Raw genomic sequence first — 13,547 nt, forward strand, 5'->3', positions numbered from 1 at the left:
TCAATTGAAGAGCTAGAGTATGTATTACATAAGCTTTTAAATGAAGGAGAGTTGATTATCAAATGGGAACGAAAGCTCAAAAACAAGGGCAATGCTCTTATCACAGTTTAAATGCATAACAGCTTAAGTTATCAAAAATCGCTTCTAAACACAAGGCTGGATATAGGGAGTGAGGCCTTATGTTATAAAAATGATATAGCTGACCAACCGCGTAGTCAAACCACCGTACAAGTCCTGCCCTCCCAAATATCTAAATTAGGCGCGTTTTAGCTTATTTGGCATCAAACAATGTAAATGTGAATACACGGGCTGTTTCTGTCAACAGAGCGTAAAGGCATCAAGCCGAGATAAAGTAGTGCAAAATTAGCCTTTAATCCTTATTTGGCAATAGTTTCAACTGCTAATTTGCGGTGAGTGTCAGCATAATTGTCTAAAAACTGGAGTGTTTTTTTCACATGATCCCAAAACCACATCAATCTGAAAATTTAGCAGCCGATGTAAATCGTCTGTTGCGGCTGTTGGACAAGGAGCCATCTTTGAAAGGTCAGCACAACATCGCCGCAATTAAAACTTCCCGTGATAAGGCAATTGATCCCAGATTCGAGATTGTCTTTGCGGGGACATACAGTGCTGGTAAGTCGATGCTGATCAATGCTTTGCTAGGGCAAGATTTGCTTTACAGCAGTACAGGTCATGCTACTGGCATCGAATGCTACATAGAGTATGCCAAGTCGTTAGAGGAAGAAGGAGTTGATCTTACTTTTCTTAGCGTTTTAGAAGTACAAGAAGAGGTCAATGACAGATCTAAAACTCTGGAACTAAAGTCAGTTGACATTACTCAAGAGGGGGCAATTGAAAAGTTAAGGCAACAATGTAAAAAAATCACTGGAGAGCATAAGGGCTCTGGCAAAACCGAGAAGGAAGACGAAGCAGATGGACTGCTAGCATTACTGGATGGATTTGAGGCTAACCACAAATCCATCGACTCAGCGAAAAATAACACTTATAAGATGGGCGAGTTAGGTCTTTCCAAGAAGGATGCACATGATTATGCTCGTCGTGGCACAAACAGTGCTGTTCTCAAGCGCATTAAATACTACTGCAATTACCCCCTGTTGGAGGATGGTAACGTCTTAGTTGACTTGCCAGGAATCGATGCCCCAGTGTTAAGAGATGCACAATTAACCTATAGCAAGGTTAAAGAGACTAATACCTCTGCTGTCATCTGTGTGATGAAGGCTGATCAAGAAGGGGAGATAGAGACAGCAGAAAAGAAACTAATAGAAGCAATACGGGAAAACTCAGGAATTGGCGAGCGCGTCTTTTACGTCTTTAACCGCATCGACAAAACTTGGCGTGACCCCAAACTGAAACAAGAACTGGACGATCTCATTAGCGAAGACTTCAGTAATACGCGAAGGGAAATTTATGAAACTAGCGCATTGCTGGGTTTCTGGGCTAGTCAACTCAAAAAGACAAGTGAAAGTGAGCGCTGGGGACTAGATAGTATATTTAAAGCCGAAACCAGTAAAGGCTCAGATGGGGTTGAAGGAACCCCTTCATTTGTCTTGGAGTTCCTTGATTATTGTGATTCCGATAAACTACCAGTTGATAAATTTACTGATATTGTACGGCGTAAAACTCAAACTAAAAATGAGCAATATTTGGAGATTATTAATCGTTATAAAACCAGTATAATCGAGCAGTTACTTCAGGATAGCGGTATTCAAGAATTTAGTAATGCTATCACCCGCTATCTAACCGAAGAAAAGCGACCAGAACTATTTGCTAACCTAGCTAGTGATATTAGCGAACTCTGTAACAGCTTGTATGAATCTTACTTAGAAGAGCGCCATCAGTGGAAAAATAAACCTGCAAATATTGCAGAAATAACTGAACAGGATTTGGCACAGATCGCGAAAGAAGTATGGGAGATTGGCGAAGTCTTTTACCGAAAAATAGAAGAAGAAATTCAACTATTAGTAATGGATACCTGCGAAGATTTTAAGCAAGATTTCAACAATCTTCACCAGAAGATGCAAGATAATCTCACCGAGTTGATAAAAAACTTTTCTATATTAGGTGCCTTCGCCAACACCTGCCACAATCATCATCAGGTTACAGCACCATTAGTAGCAGTTTTGGGACAAGCTTTCTATGACATTGCTAAGGGATTAGAGAATGTTCTAGTTCAGGAATCAGAAATTTTGATTGCTAGTTTTTTCCAACGCTTGATTAAGAAAGTACGCAAGCAAAAATACCACCGTCAGCTTTGTAATTTGTTGTTAGGTGATGATTGTGGAATTGTCCAAGAGCTACAGGATATAGAAATAAAAATTATCGAGGGAGTAAAGGTTTTGGCGAGTGCAGAATGTGTATTTTATATCATCGAAAGCCCAGATCTTTATGATTACGAAGATAGCGTTTGGCTCTATCAATTCCGGGAAACTTTGCAAGAAGCATCTAATAGTCGAGATGTCAAACGCATGGTGGAAGCAGAAGAACCTATACGTCAACTGCTGGAAATTGATTTTCAAGCTAAATTTAAACAAACAATAGAAGTAAATTTTGGTTCAAAAATAATCAAAATGCTGAATAAATCTCTGTTATCAATGGCTGAAAATAAACGGCAATTGATTTGGCAGCAGTCCGCTCGCGCTCGCGCCAACAAACGGCAAGCAATAAAAAAAGAGGCTCAAGCGAAAATCGACGAGCGTAACCAGAAGTTGAGAGAAGTAGAGGTAAAGATTGCCGACTATAACCAAGCTGTTGCAGGTATCAATAGCTACCTAGAGGCTATGAAATTAGACGACTACAAGCTGCCTACAATACCTGAAGACAATTCTAGTGCTACGCTATCTTCCATTAACGTAAATTCTGTAGAGTCAAATAACATCCCACCAGAATCTACTTCCAGTTTTGACTCAGAAAATGATTCAAGTGCGATACAAACTTATACAGAGATAAATCTTGTAGAGTTAGATGATAGCCCGGAATCTATAGCGAGTCCCGATCCGCTAGTTCGACCGACTTACTCGCCTGCTCAATCCGAAAGTTCCAAAAAATTAGAGAGAGGACAACTTGTGGAGGGTAGAGTGACTAAAGTCACGCCAGATGTTGTAGTCCTTGATTTGGCTGGTACAGTTGGGTTGCTCCACATAAGTAATGTTAGCTGCGGCTTTGTTGAATCTCTCCCGGATCTATTTGAGGAATATCAGCTAATCAAGGCAATGATTGTTACACAAGATGACGGTAAGGGTCGGATTTCTTTGTCTACTAAGGTTTTGGAAAATTCTAAGGGGGAGATTCTAGACAATATGAAGCAGGTGATGACTAATGCAGAGGCTCGTGTTCCTAAAGCCGTTAAAAAACTGCCTAAGTCATAAGCATTTGTGTAGGGGGGTATTGCCAATATGCCTTCACATGACGAGCCTGGAAGTGTCTGATTTTATAATCTATCCCATAAATGTCTTTGATGAGAAAAACTCCACGTATTTTAATTCCACCAAAAGTAAGAAAACTTGTTTTTGAGCGCGATGTAAATTGTTGCAAAAGCTGCGGAAAGACTGACCAAGAGACTAATCTTACGATCGATCACATCATTCCCTTAGCCCTTGGAGGCTCAAATGACATCAGCAATCTGCAAACGCTTTGCTTCGATTGCAATAGACGAAAAAAAGACCGCCTTGACCCCCGCTTCAAGCGTCGGTTCAGCAAATGAAAAAGAAAAAGTATGCCTGACACAACTCCTAATTATTCGCCTGCTATTTTGGGTACAAGCATAGCTATTTTATGGTTGATTCATACAGGATTATCAATTGGGTTTAGCAAACAATATGATAGTTATTTATCAAGAATTATCAATTTTTTCAATAAAAAACCGATAATATTACCTTCGCTAATAGTATTAATATCTCCATTTATATTGACTCGTCTTGCGCTGCCTGAGTATGAACTAACTGGAGCGTTCAGACACGTTTTATCGATATTGACTTTTGTTCTAGGTGTAGTGATTACCAGGGAAAAAGAAAAATCCGCTTCTAGAAGAAGAGATAAGATGTTAGTAACCTCTCTTTTGGTCGAGTCGTTAGAGAATCTGGGGACGTTGAATAAAAATAAAACAAAAATTCAGGAAAAACCGGAGTCTAAATTATCATTTTTAAAGACAAAAAAAGTAGAATCTATAGTTAATCTTATAGCTGAAACAAAAGAAGTAAACTTAATTAACTTGGCAGCAATAATTTTTAGAACCCAGCCCTATGTTAGGCGTATGAAACTTCTCAACTCTAAAATCAAAAAATACAATAGCAAACTCTCTGAAAAATTGGCTAACTCTTCAGAAGAGTCCCAAAAATTATTACTTCATATTTCTGAAGTCTCAGAAGAAATATCCAAAGTCACAAAGGATTTAAGAAGCTTTTTGACTAATTAACGACATAAATTTTAGGTTTGAGTAAAGAAGGCTTTAAGGTTTTAATTTTTGCTGTAGTTGTTGATGAATTTGATCTAAGCACACCGGAATCACAAACTCACCTTTATCGAAAGATGCGATCTGAGATCGCCTATTCCAGATCACCTCTTACCACTTAAGCGCATTTTCCCCAGCCCTTCAATCTTGCTTCTAACCGCTGGTGAATCACATCTAACCATACAGGCACAACAGGCAAACCCTCTTGCCAAAGCGCGATCGCTGCTTAAAATTGTCCGGAGCATTGTCATAAGGAGAGTTAATAATAAGTTGAGCGATGGTTTTTGATGACATATTCTACTGTTTTGATTTGCTTAACGCTTACCAGATTAGCCATATATTTATTTACTCGCCATTAAAAATTTGCTGTGCGGTCAAATTCAACTCTGGAAATACCGCCGACTCAATTCTGTCATCTCCCCGAAACAGCCTAATCTGATACTCATCATCTACCAATTGACAAACCGACAAAGTAGGCTGTTTAGGAGAACCAATATAACGGCTACCTCCCAAACCCAGATAATCGACAATCCAGTATTCAGAAATCCCTAATGCTTCATAATCGCTCATCTTGTGTGCATAATCATCGCGCCAATTTGTGCTGACAACTTCAATCGCGAGAGGAATAGATGAGCCTTGAGTAATTGTTGAGGATTTTGCCCATAAAGGCTCTAGCGCTAAAGCATCACGATTAACGGCTAAAACATCAGGCAAATAACCCGTTTCTTGTTCTGGAGATTTAACGAGGGCATTCTTGGGGAATCGATAGGGAAGTTGCAGCCGCCGAGTTTCTAGGATTAGTTCTGCCTGCAAAAATTCAACAACTTCTTCGTGTTTTCCTGTTGTCTGCATCTCAACAATAACTCCGTTATGCAATTCATAGCGTCCGTTTTCTGGCTTCCACTCCAGAAAGTCATCGAAAGTCATTAACTTAGATATCGCTTGAATCATAGGAAAACCTCCAAAGCTATAATATCAATTTTATTCTGAGTTAGTAGGGTGCCTCAGATTTTTAAGTTAATTATCTAACTAATAGATTAATTGTCTGACGCACCCTACAGCTATTATTCATGGCTGCAACGGGATAATTTTCAAACTTTCAATCCCTCGATCGTCTACAATTTTGACAGCAACACGCTGATAATCGCCCATTTCAAAAGGCAACGAAACAGTCCCTTGATAAGATTCGATTAAATCTTCGTCAATTTCAGCTTTGAGATTGCGGGCTAGGCGCGACCAAGCATCTTTTTCTCCTGCCAACACCAGAATTACAGGCTGACCTTGAGCTAAGGAAGCGATCGCCTCTTCCAGATCAAAGCTTACCTACTTAAGCGCATTTTCCCCACAGCTTCAACTGTGTTTCTAATCGCTGGTGAATCACATCCAACCATACAGGCACAACAGGCAAACCCTCTTGCCAAAGCGCGATCGCCCTTTGCATATCAAACTCAACCAAATCAAAAGATTGATTAACGGGACTGCCGCATAACATCCACCGCATTCTTTGGGATGGGTTAAAAAACTCCGAGTCCTTATCCTTGAGAGTTTTCTTTGTTATCGCGGACAAATAATGTGGCAATCGACAGCCTCGGTTAGTTACGGAGTTATCAATTGTCACTCATGCGGATGAAAGGACTTGAACCTTCACTTCTTGCGAAACTAGAACCTAAATCTAGCGCGTCTACCAATTCCGCCACATCCGCTTACTGGCGTTTACTATCATAGCAGAAACTATCGCCACTACCAGCATTTCTCTAAGGTTAAATTCCCGATTGATTAAAATGCCTCTGTTTTAACCCACCAGCAGCGACTGGGCACCATCAATCCAGATTTCGGTGCCGCTGATGTGGCTAGAATTATCTGAGGCTAGAAACAATACCAACTGGGCAACTTGCTCAGAGGAGCCGGGTTTACCGTCAGTTAGCGGTATTTTTCCTGCCGGATATTCCACGGGTTCACGAGCCTCCTCTAAGGCTCGCCGTTCGGTGTTTTCGTCAATTTTTGTTTCTATTGCGCCCGGACAAATCACATTGACGCGGATGCCGTGTTTGGCTAGTTCTAGCGCCACCATTTTTGTGAATGCGACTTGGGCGGCTTTAGTGCAAGAATAGGCAGTTGCGCCGGTATTGCTGAACATCCGCGTGCCATTAACGGAGGAGGTGATAATGACAGATCCACCTTGTTTTTTGAGATAAGGCACGGCATATTTAACGGTGAGGAACGTGCCTTTCAGATTGACTTTAATCGTTTTGTCCCATTCTTCTGGCTCTAGCTGTTCTATAGGTGCCCAGACGCCGTTAATTCCAGCATTTGCAAATACAATGTCGAGGCGTCCCCATTGATTGGTTACTTGTTGCACAGCTTGTTGCATCTCCTCTGGTTCGGAGATATCGGCGAGTACCGACATGGCTTCTCCACCGGCTTGTTGGATTTGGGCAACGACTTTGTTAAGTTCGTCTTCAGTTCGCCCTAAAGCTGCAATTTTCGCGCCTTCTTTTGCCAGCAGCACTGCTGCTGCTTTGCCGATGCCCGAACCTGCACCTGTGATCAGTGCTACTTTGTCTGTTAGTTGCATCGCCCCTCCTCTGCTTTAACGTGCCTAAACAGATGGTTGAGCAAACAGGGGGACATCACATCCCTCTTGTGGGAGACGTAGTAGTAATGAATCGTGGGTAATAGCCTTTTTCTGCTTCAGTTGCAAACAATCGGCTAACCGCTGCACCCGCAAGGGAATGAATTCCTTTAGCGAAAGTCCACGCTTAGGGGACTAAACAATTACTTTGAGTCCTCTTGAGAGGACTTTAACTGTTAGCCTGGGATTTGAATCCCAGGCGGGTGAGAAGGCTTATGCTTCGACTTTGACGCCTTTCCAGAAGGCGATGTATCCTTCGATGTTCTTGGCGGCGTCCTTGGCTTGGGGATAGTACCAAGCCGCATCTTTGTTGACTTGCCCATCGACTTCGATGCTGTAGTAACTGGCTTTGCCTTTCCAAGGGCAGCTGGTGTGGGTGTCGCTATCTTTGAAATATTGCTGCTTGATAGCGTCAGCGGGGAAGTAGTGGTTGCCTTCCACGACTTCGGTGCGATCGCTTTCTGCTAAAACTGTACCATTCCAGATTGCTTTCGGCATGGGTTAATTTACTAATAGACTTTCCAAGTATCATTATGATTCGTAAAGCAGGCTCTCGTTAGCGCTACCAATTTAGGGCAGCAGTTTTCGATGCCCACACCATCCTGAAACTCCCTTGCGGAGAATTCGGAATTTCTTAATTCATCCTTCATCCTGCGCTGACACGCCGCTTTGCTAACATCCTTCATCCTTCGGAAGATGCCCCAGTTTCATTCTCTCGAACAGGCACTCAAACATTTTTTTGGCTACGACAGCTTTCGCCTAGGGCAACGTCAGATTATTGAAGAAGCGCTACAAAACCAGGATTTGCTGGTTGTTATGCCTACAGGTGGGGGAAAATCTTTGTGCTTTCAGCTACCAGCACTACTAAAATCCGGGTTAACTGTGGTAGTGTCGCCGTTGATTGCCCTGATGCAAGATCAAGTGGAAGCGTTGCGGGATAACGGCATTGGCGCGACGTTTCTCAATAGTAGTCTCAGTTGGGGACAAGTGCGATCGCGCGAACAAGATATCCTCAATCGTCGCATCAAACTACTCTACGTTGCCCCAGAAAGACTCTTGGGAGAAAAATTTCTGCCGTTTTTGGATTTGGTGCAACATCAAATTGGAATTCACTCCATTGCGATTGATGAAGCGCACTGCGTTTCTGAGTGGGGACACGATTTTCGCCCAGAATATCGGCAACTGCGACAATTGCGCCAACGCTATCCGAATGTTCCCTTTTTAGCACTCACCGCCACCGCTACCGATCGCGTCCGTCAAGATATTATCCAACAGCTAGCGCTCAGGCAACCTAGTATTCACATTGCTAGTTTTAACCGCCCCAATCTTTACTACGAAGTTCAGCCAAAAGAGAAACAAGCTTACTCCCAACTCTTAAAGCAAATCCGCACTACTGAAGGTTCTGGGATTATTTATTGCCTCAGTCGTCGCCGCGTAGATGAAATTGCCTTTCGATTACAAAAGGATGGCATTTCAGTGCTACCTTATCACGCAGGGCTAGATGATGAAGAACGGACTTCCAATCAAACTCGCTTTATTCGAGATGACGTGCGAGTGATGGTAGCAACGGTTGCCTTTGGCATGGGGATTAATAAGCCAGATGTGCGCTTTGTGATTCATTACGACTTGCCGCGCAATTTAGAAAGTTATTATCAAGAAGCCGGAAGGGCAGGAAGAGATGGAGAACCTGCGCGTTGTACTGTCTTTTTTGGCTACGGCGATTTGAAGACTATTGAGTATATTATCGACCAAAAAACCGACCCGCAAGAACAAAGAATTGCCCGTCAGCAATTGCGACAAGTAATTGATTATGCGGAAGGTACAGACTGTCGCCGCACAATCCAATTGGGTTATTTTGGCGAACGTTTTGCGGGGAATTGTGGCAACTGCGACAACTGCCGTTTTCCTAAACCTGTGCAAGATTGGACAATTGAAGCGCAGAAATTTCTTTCTTGTGTCGCCAGATGCAAAGAAAGATACGGGATGAATTACATTATCGATGTGCTGCGCGGCTCAAAAAATCAGAAGATTTATCAGAATGGACATCAGGAACTTTCTACCTACGGCATCGGCACTGATAAAAGTGTAGAGGATTGGAAGATGTTAGGGCGATCGCTTTTGCATCAAGGACTTGTCGATCAAACCACTGACGGTTATTCTGTCTTGAAGCTCAACGCTTTAAGCTGGGAAATCTTGCGGCGTCAGCGTGAGGTGCAGATTGCTGTTCCCATTGTTACAGCAATTGATGAATCACCGCAAATGGCAGTAGAAGTGGAAATGCTCTATGAACAATTGCGCCAGCTTCGCAAACAACTCGCTGATGAGCAATCCGTGCCTCCCTACGTCGTCTTTGCCGATTCTACCCTAAAGCTGATGGCTCAGATGCAACCTCAAAGCTTAACTGAATTTGGCAAACTTTCCGGTGTTGGAGATTATAAATTAGCTCAATACGGTGAGCGATTTGTTGCTGAAATCCAAACTTATTGTCAAGAACAAGGGTTTTCTAAGTCTACTTCTGTTGCGTCAATTCCTCAAAAAAACCACCCTACATACACCCAGTTAACTACGCTGGATTTGTATATGCAAGGTTTGAGCATTGAAGAAATTGCTCTAAAACGTAACCTGCGGATAGGCACTATCTTAGATCATCTAGCGGAACTGATTTCGATGAATCAGCCTGTGGATTTAAACTCATTAGTACCTCTAGAACGTCAGGAACCGATTTTAAAAGCTATTCAAGCTGTGGGTGCTACTTCACTCTCGAAGATTCGAGATTTTCTGGGGGAAATCTATACGTTTGATGAGATTCGACTGGTGCGGGGACTGTGGAAACGAGAAAATAAAGGTTGATTTGATTTTTCAACGCAAAGGTAGGAAGTAGGGGCGGATTTAAAAACCGCCCTTACTTCGTATGCGTTCTCTCGTTACCAGTTTCAGCCTGGGAATAAGATGCCAAGATGACTGCATCAGCCGTCTGATGGTCAAGTAGCGGTTAAACAAGGCGATGCAATCGTTGAGGGTCTAAAATTTGTGCTTGAACGCTTTAGCTGAAGGAGTCAGGAGGCTTCGCCAACCTTTTAAACGGCAACGGCAGGAGCTTTCTGACTCATCTAGTCTTAGAACCAATGATATTGCCTGAATCCTCAAGGATGGATGTGAAGTTAAGCTTAGAGGATGTCTGAAAAGTTATTGTTGACACGCTTACCCACTGACGCTCCCCCTCGCATCCCCCGATAAATTGGGGGACTTTGAGCGGCTCGGTTCCCCCCTTTTTCAGCTCTGCTGGGGGTATCGGACACTCTGGGGTACTTCGAGAGATATCCTCTTAAGCGACTCAATGACAGATTTCGCAAGCTAGTTAGGAGAAGTTAGCAGATGACCCATCACGTCAATCAGCTTGACGAAACTATCCCCCAAACGCTCAACGGATATGACCCTAACGTGTTTCCAGCATTTCATGAAACGCTGCAAACTCACTTTCCAGGGGCAGTACCTATGAGCAAGTACATGAGAAAGACTTTCCAAAGCTTGAGCGCCTACGGTTTTTGTGACGAAAACACGATGGGAATGATAGCAATTTGTCGGGATGAAATTGCCGAACCCCTCTTCATTGAAGTAATTCGATACTGGGGTAAAACTTTTAATTGTTGCAGCTTAGCCGGGTTTGTCATGATGGGGAAAACTGGGTTAGCCGCTGCGACTGACCATACCCCTATCGTTGATGGTCTCCGTCGTTTTACCTTCTATGCGATGCCCCATATCGCTATTTCTAGACATGGTGAGATTGGGAAGGTCTATCGAGATGGCGTTCAAAAAGTTTCCCATGCCTGTGGAGCATTAGAAACAGTCGTTAAAGAATTGGCATCTGGTCATCTAAAACTAGAAATGGATATGCAGGATATTGAACAAACAATTATCCGGCAGAAAATTCTTTCAGCCCTTACCTATGGCGACAAACCCGATTTGATAGAAGTTACAAAATTGGCATCTAAAATTATTTCCAACGATGTCGAAACACTCTTAAACACTCTGGATCGCGCTGTGTTTAACTACGCCGTCATGACCGGAATTCAAATTCATGGGCCTCTAGGCACCCATTGGATTTATCCACAAGATTTTTATGTCGTTGGCTCTAACTTTCCTGGGGGGAAGGAACAGATAGAAGCATTTCAGCAGATGCAAAATTAAAAAGGTAATAACAATGCGATCGCCAGAACGGAAGGGCGACTGTCACACTCTAAAACCGTCCAGTTCTTCGATCGCATGAAGCAAGAAAAGCGCTTTTTCAGCGACGTTTGGGGTGTGGCACTAAACTACAAGCAAGCAAACAGGTGCAAAAAGACAACTACTCCAAAGCCAAAGGATGGCGCGATGGGGTACATCAGTCGGCTAATGACCAAGTCTCGGTTAAAGAGGCGATGCCGCCATTTAGCGTCTGTGGTTTGGGATTTCAGGTATCAACTGAAGAATTCAGGAGGCAGAACCCAAAAGCCTCCTGAATCCTAAATTTTGTCATAACAGTCAGTTTTATGCTACATTATGTAATATATATGTATAAAGGGCGAGCGCGCTTTTCATTCTTAGCTAGGAAAGCTTTTTAGACCTTTAAAGACCATGTCATCACGAGTTCGGATTTCAACCAGTATCTTTAGCAACGCTTACCTCGCTGTAGCGTGGAAGTCACGAAATGAATTAACAGATTACGAAAGGCGGGGGTTTGCCCAGTTTTTTTACCTAACAATCTGTGGTCATATTGAGAGCCTCCTGTCCTCAATCATAAAGGTACGAATTCACTCAATACGTTATATGCTGCGATGGGAATCACTACCTCCAATGCGGTTTAATGATGGAGGTCAAATTCATCATTGTGAGCTTAAGCCTGTTATCGAATCTCTCTTACAGATTGTATCGTTCGTTGCAAATGATACCGAGAATGCACCTATAAATAAACTTGTTGAGTTGTATAGCAAGGTGTTTTCACAAAGCTTGAAAGAAATAACTGGAAAAGATTTATACGATGATTTAAATGCACTAGCATCGCTACGTAATCTATTTGCTCATGGTCGCGATTTGTTCATTGAGTTTGATGACCCCTTTGCAAACAAAGCAACTCTTGATAAGAATCCATTGCAAAAACCAGCTCAACGACTATACCAAGCAGGGATAATCAAAGATTTCAAGATTACTGGTCGGAATTATCATGAATTTCAAGCATTATTTTATAGTGACGATATACTATTATATTTTTATCGTTCCGTTCAAAAAATAGAAAATATACTGATAGAATCTATTGCATTTATTCCTGAAAAATCAATGATTTATATGCCAAGCTTAGTAGATTTAGAGGCATAAAAATAGGCTGCACTAGATAACTGTTTAAAGCATTAATTATGTATATAATTAAACTAATTTAGTTTGTAAATATTTGCTAAGTCAGAAAGTAAAATTATGCTATACAGTGGCTAAGAAATACCCTTTTAACCAAATAGGGATGTAGCGAAAAACATCACGAATTGAGCGATCGCATTCTTTCACTAACCTCTATTTAGATGCGATGGCTTCTCATAGCTAGTGGAGTATCAGTGGGGCGATCGCATAATAATATAAAGGTATTTCCAAATCAGATTTTTCTCTATGACTACTTTGTTAGAAATCGAAGCAGCAATCAAACAACTTCCAGAAGGTGATGTTCGTAAATTAGCAACATGGCTTCAAACCTATTTGGATGAAAAGTGGGATCGGCAAATCGAAGAAGATTTGATATCAGGCAAATTGAATAGCCTCATTGCTAAAGCAGAAGCAGACATTGCAGCAAATAACGTGAGGGATCTTGATGAAATCCTTCACAACACCTGAGTTTTGGAAAGCCTATGCAGCGCTGTCTTTAGAAATGAAACAGCAAGCTCAAAAAGCCTATCAACTTTGGAAAGAGAATCCATCGCATCCATCCTTACACTTCAAGAAAGTGGGCAAGAATCTCTGGTCGGCTCGGATTACCGATGGCTACCGAGCATTAGCTTTAAAAAAGGGTGACGATTATTACTGGTTCTGGATTGGCTCTCATCAGGACTATGATGCTTTGCTGAATTGAGTAGCGCGATCGCAATCAACATCAACATAACGAGAAACCGTTGGTTGAGATTACGCTATTCAACGTTTTTTACCAAACAGGTGTACAGCGAGAAATACCACGGATTGAGCTGAGCGCATTCTTTCACTAACCTAACCTGTATTTAGATGCGATCGCACATTCGGGACTTTAAAAAAATTTTATGGGTGTGGCTCTTTCAATTTTTCTTGGCCGCACGGATTCCCATTATCTAACGGGACTTAAACAGATTTCAAGCCCAAATAAAGCCCAAAGCAGCTTGATAAGCAACGAATACGTCGTGATTGTGGTGCAACCACTCCACGAAACGGAAAGACATCGCTGTCCGAAACGCTGAT

General features: G+C 42.2%; 14 protein-coding genes and 1 tRNA gene. 9 read left to right on the forward strand and 6 right to left on the reverse strand.

From position 1 onward, the window contains the following. Positions 1-455 precede the first annotated feature (455 nt). From ACFW2W_RS12775 to ACFW2W_RS12785, 3 genes are all read left to right on the forward strand, one after another. Positions 456-3,386 carry a dynamin family protein gene (locus ACFW2W_RS12775; protein ID WP_378178275.1) on the forward strand — a complete coding sequence of 977 codons (2,931 nt, stop codon included), beginning with the start codon at positions 456-458 and terminating at the stop codon, positions 3,384-3,386. An 89-nt stretch (positions 3,387-3,475) separates the two neighbouring features. Then, the gene (locus ACFW2W_RS12780; RefSeq protein ID WP_378178278.1) at positions 3,476-3,721 is read left to right on the forward strand and encodes an HNH endonuclease; all 246 of its coding nucleotides are present in this window, start codon (positions 3,476-3,478) and stop codon (positions 3,719-3,721) included. 12 nt (positions 3,722-3,733) lie between these two features. Then, entirely contained in the window at positions 3,734-4,432 is a 699-nt protein-coding gene (locus ACFW2W_RS12785) for a hypothetical protein (RefSeq protein WP_378178281.1), read from the forward strand. A 381-nt stretch (positions 4,433-4,813) separates the two neighbouring features. Here the strand turns inward: ACFW2W_RS12785 and ACFW2W_RS12790 are convergent, their stop codons facing one another. The 6 genes from ACFW2W_RS12790 to ACFW2W_RS12815 all read right to left on the reverse strand — a co-directional run bounded on the left by ACFW2W_RS12790 (position 4,814) and on the right by ACFW2W_RS12815 (position 7,598). After that, a complete protein-coding gene (locus tag ACFW2W_RS12790) occupies positions 4,814-5,419 on the reverse strand; it encodes a Uma2 family endonuclease (RefSeq protein ID WP_378178284.1) in 606 nt (201 codons plus the stop codon). 117 nt (positions 5,420-5,536) lie between these two features. Beyond that, a complete protein-coding gene (locus ACFW2W_RS12795; protein WP_378178287.1) occupies positions 5,537-5,728 on the reverse strand; it encodes a hypothetical protein in 192 nt (63 codons plus the stop codon). A 67-nt stretch (positions 5,729-5,795) separates the two neighbouring features. Beyond that, entirely contained in the window at positions 5,796-5,969 is a 174-nt protein-coding gene (locus ACFW2W_RS12800) for a hypothetical protein (RefSeq protein WP_378178290.1), read from the reverse strand. 120 nt (positions 5,970-6,089) lie between these two features. Next, positions 6,090-6,171 (reverse strand) — tRNA-Leu (locus ACFW2W_RS12805). A gap of 89 nt (positions 6,172-6,260) precedes the next feature. Next, the gene (locus tag ACFW2W_RS12810; protein ID WP_378178293.1) at positions 6,261-7,043 is read right to left on the reverse strand and encodes an SDR family oxidoreductase; all 783 of its coding nucleotides are present in this window, start codon (positions 7,041-7,043) and stop codon (positions 6,261-6,263) included. Between the two features lie 270 nt (positions 7,044-7,313). Further along, a complete protein-coding gene (locus tag ACFW2W_RS12815; RefSeq protein ID WP_378178296.1) occupies positions 7,314-7,598 on the reverse strand; it encodes a DUF427 domain-containing protein in 285 nt (94 codons plus the stop codon). Positions 7,599-7,796: 198 nt separating this feature from the next. Between ACFW2W_RS12815 and recQ the strand changes: the two genes are divergently transcribed. The 6 genes from recQ to ACFW2W_RS12845 all read left to right on the forward strand — a co-directional run bounded on the left by recQ (position 7,797) and on the right by ACFW2W_RS12845 (position 13,191). Beyond that, positions 7,797-9,950 carry a DNA helicase RecQ gene (gene recQ, locus ACFW2W_RS12820; protein WP_378178299.1) on the forward strand — a complete coding sequence of 718 codons (2,154 nt, stop codon included), beginning with the start codon at positions 7,797-7,799 and terminating at the stop codon, positions 9,948-9,950. Between the two features lie 525 nt (positions 9,951-10,475). Further along, the gene (locus tag ACFW2W_RS12825) at positions 10,476-11,288 is read left to right on the forward strand and encodes a hypothetical protein (protein ID WP_378178302.1); all 813 of its coding nucleotides are present in this window, start codon (positions 10,476-10,478) and stop codon (positions 11,286-11,288) included. A gap of 143 nt (positions 11,289-11,431) precedes the next feature. Continuing rightward, a complete protein-coding gene (locus ACFW2W_RS12830; RefSeq protein WP_378178305.1) occupies positions 11,432-11,599 on the forward strand; it encodes a hypothetical protein in 168 nt (55 codons plus the stop codon). Positions 11,600-11,933: 334 nt separating this feature from the next. Then, positions 11,934-12,452: a hypothetical protein gene (locus ACFW2W_RS12835; protein ID WP_378178308.1), complete on the forward strand. Its 519-nt coding sequence runs from the start codon at positions 11,934-11,936 to the stop codon at positions 12,450-12,452. A 282-nt stretch (positions 12,453-12,734) separates the two neighbouring features. Further along, complete coding sequence (locus ACFW2W_RS12840) at positions 12,735-12,956, forward strand: hypothetical protein (RefSeq protein WP_190441495.1); 222 nt, start codon at positions 12,735-12,737, stop codon at positions 12,954-12,956. Further along, positions 12,934-13,191 carry a type II toxin-antitoxin system RelE/ParE family toxin gene (locus ACFW2W_RS12845; RefSeq protein WP_378178311.1) on the forward strand — a complete coding sequence of 86 codons (258 nt, stop codon included), beginning with the start codon at positions 12,934-12,936 and terminating at the stop codon, positions 13,189-13,191. The genes ACFW2W_RS12840 and ACFW2W_RS12845 overlap by 23 nt, the downstream gene beginning before the upstream one ends. Positions 13,192-13,547: the final 356 nt, after the last annotated feature.

This window comes from Coleofasciculus sp. H7-2, assembly GCF_042747725.1.
In the GTDB taxonomy this organism is placed as follows: domain Bacteria; phylum Cyanobacteriota; class Cyanobacteriia; order Cyanobacteriales; family FACHB-T130; genus FACHB-T130.